The organism is Microcystis sp. M015S2 (genome assembly GCF_020245945.1).
In the GTDB taxonomy this organism is placed as follows: Bacteria; Cyanobacteriota; Cyanobacteriia; order Cyanobacteriales; family Microcystaceae; genus Microcystis.
The window spans coordinates 22,891-31,875 of the sequence record NZ_JADBTX010000060.1 but is presented as its reverse complement, the minus strand read 5'-3'; the positions used below and the strand labels follow the sequence as shown (position 1 = coordinate 31,875).

General features: G+C 43.4%; 11 protein-coding genes. 5 read left to right on the top strand and 6 right to left on the bottom strand.

Annotation, left to right across the window (positions count from 1 at the left end; translation table 11 throughout):
- The first annotated feature begins 128 nt into the window (after positions 1-128).
- The 4 genes from IM473_RS12205 (at position 129) to psbB (ending at position 3,532) form a co-directional block, all read left to right on the top strand.
- Positions 129-269: a HepT-like ribonuclease domain-containing protein gene (locus tag IM473_RS12205; protein ID WP_353738172.1), complete on the top strand. Its 141-nt coding sequence runs from the start codon at positions 129-131 to the stop codon at positions 267-269.
- Positions 270-441: 172 nt separating this feature from the next.
- Positions 442-1,203, top strand: coding sequence for a twin-arginine translocase subunit TatC (tatC, locus tag IM473_RS12200; RefSeq protein ID WP_002770330.1), 762 nt, complete (start codon positions 442-444; stop codon positions 1,201-1,203).
- A gap of 79 nt (positions 1,204-1,282) precedes the next feature.
- Entirely contained in the window at positions 1,283-1,594 is a 312-nt protein-coding gene (locus IM473_RS12195) for a hypothetical protein (protein WP_002749272.1), read from the top strand.
- Positions 1,595-2,005: 411 nt separating this feature from the next.
- The gene (psbB, locus tag IM473_RS12190; RefSeq protein WP_002757651.1) at positions 2,006-3,532 is read left to right on the top strand and encodes a photosystem II chlorophyll-binding protein CP47; all 1,527 of its coding nucleotides are present in this window, start codon (positions 2,006-2,008) and stop codon (positions 3,530-3,532) included.
- A gap of 259 nt (positions 3,533-3,791) precedes the next feature.
- Here psbB and IM473_RS12185 read toward each other — a convergent pair whose 3' ends face one another.
- From IM473_RS12185 to IM473_RS12160, 6 genes are all read right to left on the bottom strand, one after another.
- Positions 3,792-3,911 (bottom strand): photosystem II reaction center protein J, encoded by a 120-nt coding sequence (locus IM473_RS12185; protein ID WP_002736108.1) that lies wholly within the window; start codon positions 3,909-3,911, stop codon positions 3,792-3,794.
- 42 nt (positions 3,912-3,953) lie between these two features.
- On the bottom strand, positions 3,954-4,073 hold the full coding sequence (gene psbL / locus IM473_RS12180; protein ID WP_002735805.1) for a photosystem II reaction center protein PsbL: 120 nt from the start codon (positions 4,071-4,073) through the stop codon (positions 3,954-3,956).
- A 10-nt stretch (positions 4,074-4,083) separates the two neighbouring features.
- Positions 4,084-4,218 carry a cytochrome b559 subunit beta gene (gene psbF, locus IM473_RS12175; protein ID WP_002736175.1) on the bottom strand — a complete coding sequence of 45 codons (135 nt, stop codon included), beginning with the start codon at positions 4,216-4,218 and terminating at the stop codon, positions 4,084-4,086.
- Between the two features lie 25 nt (positions 4,219-4,243).
- A complete protein-coding gene (gene psbE, locus IM473_RS12170; protein WP_002737435.1) occupies positions 4,244-4,489 on the bottom strand; it encodes a cytochrome b559 subunit alpha in 246 nt (81 codons plus the stop codon).
- Between the two features lie 78 nt (positions 4,490-4,567).
- The gene (locus IM473_RS12165; protein WP_287660707.1) at positions 4,568-5,560 is read right to left on the bottom strand and encodes a photosynthesis system II assembly factor Ycf48; all 993 of its coding nucleotides are present in this window, start codon (positions 5,558-5,560) and stop codon (positions 4,568-4,570) included.
- Positions 5,561-5,667: 107 nt separating this feature from the next.
- A complete protein-coding gene (locus tag IM473_RS12160; RefSeq protein ID WP_287660709.1) occupies positions 5,668-6,015 on the bottom strand; it encodes a rubredoxin in 348 nt (115 codons plus the stop codon).
- A 648-nt stretch (positions 6,016-6,663) separates the two neighbouring features.
- Between IM473_RS12160 and IM473_RS12155 the strand changes: the two genes are divergently transcribed.
- Positions 6,664-8,961 (top strand): TOMM precursor leader peptide-binding protein, encoded by a 2,298-nt coding sequence (locus IM473_RS12155; protein WP_287660706.1) that lies wholly within the window; start codon positions 6,664-6,666, stop codon positions 8,959-8,961.
- Positions 8,962-8,985 lie beyond the last annotated feature (24 nt).

The following is an 8,985-nucleotide window of genomic DNA, read 5'->3' as shown; positions in this document are numbered from 1 at the left end:
GTCAATTCCTAATAGTCTTTTAGTTTGTTTCGGATATTTTTGAATGTATTCCCAAGTGTAGTTTTTCATGGCTTTTTTTGATTTACTATTTGTTTTATTATATCCTATTATTGTGATTTAATTAAATTATGGAGAGGTTTATTGGAATGAGAAATCGGTTAGTACATGAATATGATGATGTCAACCTCAATATTGTATGGGATGTGGTTCAGGCTGAAATCCCGTCACTGATTGAAGACTTGCAGTTACAGATTCCACCTGAACCCTGAGAATAGTGCGATCGCTATCAGGGAGAATTTTCCACTTAATTCAAACTCGATTGGCAACCTGTCACCGAGCAAACCCGACGATGTTGGAATGATTCTGATAGCTGACGGCTAATAGCTAAGGGTTATCAATGCTAGGATAAAGGCTTGAGTAGAGAACGATCGAGCCAAAGCCATGTCATCGACAGAAGTAAAAACCCCACCCCCAGACAGTCCTGAATTCCTCGATGAGTTACCCGGAGAAGTGGAAATGTCCTTATTTGACCACTTGGAGGAGTTGCGGCGCCGGATTTTCTATAGTTTAATTGCCGTGGCTGTGGGTGCGGTGGGATGTTTTATCTTCGTTAAACCCCTAGTACAAGTGCTGGAAGTCCCCGCCCAAGGGGTAAAATTTTTGCAGTTGGCCCCGGGAGAATTTTTTTTCGTCTCCCTAAAAGTAGCTGGATATAGCGGCATACTGGTGGCTAGTCCCGTCATTCTCTTGCAAATTATCCTCTTTGTGCTGCCGGGGTTAACCCGTCGCGAACGGCGTTTAATTGTCCCGGTAGTGTTAGGATCGAGTGTTTTATTTTTTGCCGGTTTATTTTTTGCCTATATTGCCCTGATTCCCGCCGCTTTAAACTTTTTTGTCAATTATGGGGCGGAAGTGGTCGAACAAGCTTGGTCGATCGAGCGCTATTTTGAATTTGTCTTACTTTTACTGTTTAGTACTGGCATCGCCTTTCAAATTCCCGTTATTCAATTGATTTTGAGCTTTTTAGGCATTATTTCCTCGCAAACGATGTTATCGGGGTGGCGTTTCGTGGTTTTGGGGGCGGTGATTTTAGGCGCGATTTTAACCCCTTCCACAGATCCTCTCACCCAATCCCTGTTAGCAGGGGCGGTCTTGGGTCTATACTTTGGGGGCATTGGGGTGGTGAAATTAACGGGACGTTAGCAGTTTTTTGATAAAATTTGACGGCTGAAAACTAATTAAGCCAGAAAGCTAGAGATTGATTCTAGATTGAGTAACTAAAGTGAAATATTTTTTCTTAACGGCAGGTTGGACAATAGGACGGGTGTGGGAATTTGGCGGTTTGTGGGATCACGCGAGTAGTTGGCGACGACCACCACAGATAGAGCGATTAAATATCGGTATTTTAGAGGGAGAACAGGTTTTATGGCTTTATAAGGTGGAAGAAGCTGTGATTATGGTGGAAGTTGCCCCCAAGAGTGCCGAAATTGCCGATACTGTCCCCACCATCGGGCAAGTGGTGCTAAAACGCTTGATTAGTGCCGAACAAGTCCTCGAAATCCTGCAAAATGCCGAAGAACTACTGAGGAAGTAATCAGTTATCAGTGATCAGTTATCAGTTATCAGTGATCAGGAGTCAGGAGTCAGGAGTTAGGATTCAGGAGACGGGAGATTATTTTTATTTATTCTCCCCACACCCTACACCCCACACCCCACACCCCACACCCCACACCCCACACCCCACACCCTACACCCTACACCCTACACCCCACTCCCTACACCCCACTCCCTGATCTGGAATATTCTGGCGGAAGATCGATCGCAAAGACTTGAAATCTGTTCTAACAATAGTTACACTTCTTTAGAATAGATACACTTTTCAAGGGATAATGTAGGTCGGCTAACTCTTGCACTTAACCGTCGAGAGTGTTGGGCTTATATTTTGACCCTGAATATAAAAAGCGTCTAAGTGGACACTAAATTGTCAATAGGAGGAGCGTAGTCAATGGGACTACCTTGGTATCGAGTACACACAGTCGTTCTCAACGACCCGGGCCGTTTAATTTCCGTTCACCTGATGCACACCGCACTGGTAGCGGGTTGGGCTGGCTCCATGGCCCTCTATGAGCTTGCTATTTTCGACCCCAGTGACCCCGTATTAAACCCGATGTGGCGGCAAGGAATGTTCGTGCTGCCCTTCATGGCCCGTTTAGGTGTCACTGGTTCATGGGGTGGCTGGAGCGTCACTGGCGAAACTGGTGTTGACCCCGGTTTCTGGTCTTTTGAAGGCGTTGCCGCCGCTCATATCGTCTTATCCGGTCTGCTATTCCTAGCGGCGGTTTGGCACTGGGTTTTCTGGGATTTAGAATTATTTATCGATCCCCGCACGGGCGAATCTGCGCTCGATTTGCCGAAAATGTTCGGTATTCACCTGTTCTTATCCGGTTTACTTTGCTTTGGTTTCGGTGCTTTCCATCAAACAGGCCTTTGGGGTCCTGGGATGTGGGTTTCCGATGCCTACGGTTTAACCGGTCATGTGCAGCCCGTAGCTCCCGAATGGGGACCGGCTGGTTTTAACCCCTTTAACCCCGGGGGTGTGGTAGCTCACCACATTGCTGCGGGTATCGTCGGGATTATCGCCGGTTTATTCCATTTAACCGTCCGTCCCCCCGAAAGACTCTATAAAGCCCTGAGAATGGGTAATATCGAAACGGTGCTTTCTAGCAGTATCGCCGCCGTTTTCTTTGCCGCTTTCGTCGTGGCTGGAACCATGTGGTACGGTAATGCTACCACCCCGATCGAACTCTTTGGCCCGACCCGTTACCAATGGGATAAAGGCTATTTCCAAGAAGAAATTGAGCGTCGCGTCGAGGCCAGCATCGCCAATGGAGCCACCATCGCCGAAGCTTACCAAGCAATCCCCGAAAAACTGGCTTTCTATGATTATGTCGGTAATAGCCCCGCTAAAGGTGGTTTATTCCGTACTGGTGCCATGGATAGCGGTGACGGTATCGCTAAATCTTGGTTAGGGCACCCTGTTTTCAAAGATGGCGAAGGTCGCGTCCTTAGCGTGCGTCGGATGCCTAACTTCTTTGAAACCTTCCCCGTTGTCCTGACTGACTCGGAAGGTATCGTTCGCGCTGATATTCCTTTCCGTCGTGCGGAATCGAAACTGAGTATCGAACAAAGTGGTGTTACCGTTTCTTTCTACGGTGGCTCTCTCGATGGTCAGGTGTTCAGCGATCCTGCTGATGTGAAGAAATTTGCGCGTAGAGCGCAACTCGGTGAAGCTTTCGAGTTTGACACCGAAACCCTGAAGTCTGACGGGGTATTCCGCACTTCTCCGAGAGGTTGGTTTACTTTCGGTCATGCTGTCTTTGCTTTACTATTCTTCTTCGGTCACATCTGGCACGGTTCTCGTACCATCTACCGCGACGTATTCGCCGGGGTCGATCCGGATCTGGAAGAACAAGTGGAATTCGGTTTATTCCAAAAATTGGGTGATCTTAGCACTCGTAAACAAGAGGTTTAGTTTTAGCTAAATCATCCATATAACTAAAGGAGTCAAGTCTTTGACTCCTTTTTTTGTTAATCACACTATTAAAAACGGATTTATCCTAAATCAGTAGAAAACGGGTTTCTCCGAGAAACCCGTTTTCTGTGCGTTACTCAACGGATTTAGTATTAGTATAAAGTTCGATCGAGCTTTACTTTTCACCGAATACTGAAAAAACCGCTAGTTATAGAAATAACTAACGGCTTTTTGCTGGGGGAAATTACCCGTAATGGAATTACATAGAGGAACCTAAACCGGCGTAAGCTCCGTAGAAGAAAAGACCAAGCACGGCGATAACGCCTAGACCGGCGATGGTGGCGACTAACCACAAAGGAATACGACCTTCTGCGAACATGAATAACACCTCCTAATTGCGATGACAATGAATCGGGACTAATTAGTTAAAGAAATAGCTGGAAAATAAAATTCCCAAGACAGCAACTAGGAGTAAACCTAGGTAAAGAGAAGTACGATTTAACTCGACGGCTTGCCGATTCGGATTAGGTGTTCTTTCCATAATTGTTCTCCTAGCGTTGAATAAACTGCATTGCCGCAATTGCACCGATAAAGAAGACAGTGGGGACCGCTAAGGTATGAACTGCCAACCAGCGAACGGTGAAAATGGGGTAAGAAATGGGTTGATTGGGATTACCACTAGCCATTGTTTTTATCCTTAATTAAAGTAAACTACTGATTAAACTGCTCGATTTGATTTTTGGCCTCAAAGCGATCATTAATGATCGGTAATTCTTGACGCTCTTGAGTGTAATACTCATCGGGACGGGGAGTGCCAAAAACATCGTAAGCCAAACCGGTACTCACGAATAACCAACCTGCGACAAAGAGCATGGGGATGGTGATGCTATGGATAATCCAGTAACGAATACTGGTAACGATATCGCCAAAAGGACGTTCGCCGGTACTACCTGACATGGACGGTTCTCCTCGGAATGATAGGACTTGAAAAATTCAATCTCTATAATAGAGACTTTGTTGACCCTGAGACAAGTTTTAGGCCGGTTCGCTGGGGGGATTATATTTCAGTAAAACCCCATCTTGTCCCAAGACAAAACCCTTGTCGGAATTGATAAAAACAATTCGATAGAGATTGGAGGGGACACTTTCCACCGCGCGATCTTTTTGCCAAGATTGGCCGCCGTCATCACTGACCAAGAGATTGCCGCTACCACCAGCGACCCAAATTTCTTCGGGGGTGCGGTAGTTGAGGTCCAAAAGTCCCCAACTGGTGGAAAACTCGGGGAATACCTTATCTTCCCATGTATCGAGATCATTGGGGCTAGTAAATTGTAGTTGACCACCCCGGGCCAGGGCCCACAGTTCTCCTTTTTCACCATAACCGACTTTTTGTAAGCGGCGGGAAGAAAGACGATTGTGGGGTTGCCATTCTGTTGACCCCGGTTCCCAAGTGGAATAAAAGTTCCCGCGTGCGGAAACGGCCACATATTTACCATCATGGGAACGAACAATTGTCCGGGCCACACCCACAGCACCTTCCACTAAAGCTTGCCAAGTTTTGCCCCCGTCTTTGGTGCGGTAGATAGCACCTAAATCCGTGACCATTTCGGCGGTTTTGTCGTTAAGGGCGATAATTCCGTAGGGAGAACCGGGTAATTTTTCACTTAAGGGGATACGGGACCAGCTGCTGCCCCCGTCTTCGCTATGGAGAAGAATTGAGGGTTTACCGACAATCCAACCCTCTTGGTTGTGGAAACTGACGGCGCTAAAGCTAACTTTTTCGTCGCCAAGGTTGAGGACTTTTTGCTGCCAGCTGTTCCCCCCATCGCTGGTTTCAAAGAGGGTAGATTTGGTTCCCACTAACCAACCGTGCTGCAGGTCGTCGGTAAAGGCGATATCGGCAAAAGTGGAGTCAGTGTCGAGGGTGAGGATTTGCCAAGGACTACTGCTCAGGGATGGCACACTACTACAGCTAAAGCAGAAAAAGGCTACAGCTAGAACTATTACGAATTGTTTCAGTTTTCTCATCAATGGTTCAGAGGTATTGGTCAAGGAATCGGGACGGATTAAGGTTTGTTCCCGAAGGGTTACAGGCTCATAAGAGCCGTTAGATTTAAAGATAATGAGTGCTTGAGTTAGTTTAAACCATACAAACTAATAAAGAAAACAAATCCTAGCGCTAAAGCCCCGAAAATCAAAATATTTTTTTGTGCGGGAGTGAGACGGTTGACTCCAAAACCATAGCTAAGATTTTCTTGGAATCCTGAAGGAGCATCTTTAGCTCCAATGTTGATAAATTGGGAACGACGCACACCACACACGGGACAGCGCCACGTTTCTGGCAATTCCTCGAAGAGGGTTCCGGCGGGAATGTTGGTTTTACCATCTCCCTTGCTAGGGTCGTAAACGTAGCCGCAGGAGCGACATTCGTGGTTGGCAGGGGCCTGGTCGGCTAGAGTTAGTTCTGGTGGGCGATCGCTCATGACTAAGATTAAAGGAATTTTCAACACTCTGTTACAAATTATCCTTGAAAATTGACCTCTCTCACGGGCAAGCCCTGACAGAATAGCCAGTTTTCAAGCCTGAAAAGGATTAGCGAGGCAGCATATCGGCTTTAAAAAAAGCAAGATTAATCTATTAGGGCTTAAATGTCTATTAAAACTTTATTAAGTTGATATTTGGGCTATTTACCCTGATTTTGGTACTCAAATTTATTCCGAGAAATTGAGAAATTTCAGGCAGGGAAGAAATTAGGGGTCTGATTTCTCACCTCTAACCGATTATTCTTGACCAAATTGACTAAATCCCCGGCTTAATTTCTTCTTAGAGGCGAGAGTGAAGCTAAATTACTTGTCTCCATATTGAATAAATTTAATCACTTTTAGCGATCGCTTTTATATTTTGGCATAAATGGGCTGCTCCCTCTCTGTTCCCGAAAACGAAAACTTCGCACCTCACCATTAAGATAACTGCTATCAACCTTATATTATAGGTATATATAGCGTTTCTGATTCACAAGAGGTACATTCCCGATCCTGAACAGCTTAATCAGCAAAGGTTTAAGTGTGCCGCACAGATGCGAGAACCGCTATAATTAACCTTAACTATCCCTTAAAAAGAGAGTTAAAATTGTGTTCAACCAGCTTGATTGGAATCCTGCCTACTCAATTGAAACCTTAGAACCAAATACGGTATTTTTTCTATCTGAGCGAGAATCAATCTGTTTCCAAGAGCCGCTTTATTATCGTTTAGTAAGATTAATTGATGGTCAACGTAATCTTGATGAAATTATTGATATTCTTCAGTTAGAATTTTTACAAAATCAAGAAATCAATCCCAATAATCCTAATTTGTTTGCAGTTATTATTAATTATAGTCTGGCAATTCAAAAGGCGATTTTTCAGTTATATCAACGAGGTTTTTTGTTAGAAAAAAAAGAATTATTGCCGTCTAATTTAGCAATTTTATGCCATCATCTTCAGGTTTCTCTATCCCAAGCTTTTGAACGATTACAATCTCTGAAGGTTACGGTTAAAAGCCTAGGCTCAATTCCCCAGCAAGATTTGATCAATATTTTGAATTCCTTGCAAGTTCAAGTCGCAGATGAAGGGGATTTAACCATTATTTTAACTGATAATTATCTTCATCCTGATTTAGATAGTATTAATCAACAAGCTTTAGTCTCGCAAAAGCCTTGGTTATTAGTTAATCCCCTGGGAAACCTAGCCTGGATTGGTCCCTTATTTTATCCCGATAAAACTGGTTGTTGGCATTGTTTGGCTCAACGATTACGAGATAATCGTCCCGTGGAGGAATTTATCATTAGACAGAGAGAAAATAAGATTTCTTTAATTTCTCCTTTAGGGTTTTCTTCAGCGACAATACAGACGGTTTTAAATCTGACGGCTATGGAGGTTTTTAAGTGGATTATTCAAGGTAAAAATCAACGTTTAGAAGGAATACTAATGACTTATGATACTTTAAATTTACAATTTCAAGAGCATATTTTAGTTAAACGTCCGAACTGTCCTAGTTGTGGATATTCTCTAAATAAAACACCTTTACCCGTGGTTTTGGGACATCGTAAAAAGGCTTTTACCAGTGATGGGGGACATCGTTTTTGTTCTCCTGAAGAAACCTTAAAAACCTATCAACATCATATCGGTCCTATTACGGGAATTGTGCGAGAATTAAATAAGATTCAAGGGAATGCTTTAGTTCATACTTATGTAGCTAAACATCATTTTCGTAGTGTCTTTGATGATTTAGACAGTTTACGACAAAATGTTGGAGGTAGAAGTGCGGGAAAAGGCCGTACAGATAGTCAAGCAAAAGCCAGTGGATTTTGTGAAGCTATTGAGCGGTATTCGGGGGTTTTTCAAGGGAATGAAATCAGAGAAAAAGCCAGTTATCAAGAGTTAGGAGATAAAGCTATTCATCCTAACAAATGTATGAATTTTAGTCAAAAACAATATCAACATCGAGAAGAATGGAATGGGAAGAATCAAGGATGGTTTCAAAAAGTCCCTGAACCTTTTGATGAAACTAGAATCATTGATTGGACTCCTGTATGGTCTTTAACTGCTCAAGATTTTAAGTATTTACCGACGGGATATTGTTATTATGGTTATTCTCAATCTGAACCCTTAGATTGTTGGGCTGATTCTAATGGCTGCGCCGCAGGAAATACGATAGAGGAAGCGATTTTACAAGGATTTATGGAGTTAGTGGAACGAGATTGTGTGGCTTTATGGTGGTATAATCAATTAGTTAAACCTTCCGTTAATTTAGAGAGCTTTAATGAGCCATATTTTGAGCAATTAAAGCAATATTATGAGGGGTTAAATCGGGAGCTATGGGTGTTAGATATTACCAGTGATTTGAATATCCCTTGTTTTGCCGCTATTAGTCCGAGAAAGGAGCGGGAAGTGGAGGACATTTTGTTAGGGTATGGGGCGCATTTTGACCCGAAAATTGCTATTAGTCGGGCGTTAACTGAGGTTAATCAAATCTTGCCGAATGTGTTATCTTTTAAGGAAGATGGGACAACGATTTATAATTCTTCTGCTGATCCTTTGGCGGTTAAATGGTGGCAAAAGGCAAGGTTAAGCAATCAATCTTATTTAGTTTCCGATAGTAAAATAATACCGAAAAAAAGTAATGATTATTTACAATTAGCCAGTGATGATTTATTAGAGGATGTTAAATTGTGTCAGCGAATTGTTGAGTCAAAGGGGATGGAAATGTTAGTATTAGACCAAACTCGTCCTGATATTGGTTTAAGAGTAGCTAAAGTCATTGTCCCCGGAATGCGTCATATGTGGAAGCGTTTAGGGACAGGAAGATTGTATGATGTTCCTGTTAGCATGGGATGGTTAAAAGAGACTTTGACGGAAGATGAATTAAATCCTTTTCCCATGTGGATGTAACCCTTGTTCATGGTCAATTGTTGA